The organism is Rhizobium sp. 18055, assembly GCF_902706285.1.
Classification (GTDB): domain Bacteria; phylum Pseudomonadota; class Alphaproteobacteria; order Rhizobiales; family Rhizobiaceae; genus Rhizobium.
This window is the reverse complement of the sequence record NZ_CACSKD010000377.1, coordinates 1-415: the sequence shown is the minus strand read 5'-3', so window position 1 is coordinate 415 and position 415 is coordinate 1. Positions and strand designations below refer to the sequence as shown.

Sequence of the window (415 nt, the reverse complement as noted above, 5' to 3'; positions counted from 1 at the left end):
GTGCGGTGAGTGATGCATTCCCCTCGAACGCGTGGTTTTTGCTTCCCTTCACGGAGAAAACCATGAGCGCAGTTCTCAAGACCCCGGCCGATCTGGCCATCGCCGACATTTCCCTGGCCGACTGGGGCCGCAAGGAAATCAAGATCGCCGAGACCGAAATGCCCGGCCTGATGGCCATCCGCGAGGAATTCGCGGCCGCGCAGCCCCTGAAGGGCGCGCGCATCACCGGCTCGCTGCACATGACCATCCAGACGGCCGTGCTGATCGAGACGCTGAAGGAACTGGGCGCCGACGTGCGCTGGGCCTCCTGCAACATCTTCTCCACGCAGGACCATGCCGCCGCCGCCATCGCCGCGGGCGGCACGCCGGTGTTCGCCGTCAAGGGCGAATCGCTGGAAGACTACTGGGACTACAC

The 415-nt window shown here is 64.8% G+C and carries 1 protein-coding gene; it reads left to right on the top strand.

Features of this window, described 5'->3' with window-relative positions; genetic code table 11:
• Positions 1-62: 62 nt before the first annotated feature.
• A partial coding sequence (locus tag GVL52_RS29590) for an adenosylhomocysteinase (RefSeq protein WP_200848038.1) occupies positions 63-415 on the top strand: 353 nt, incomplete at its 3' end.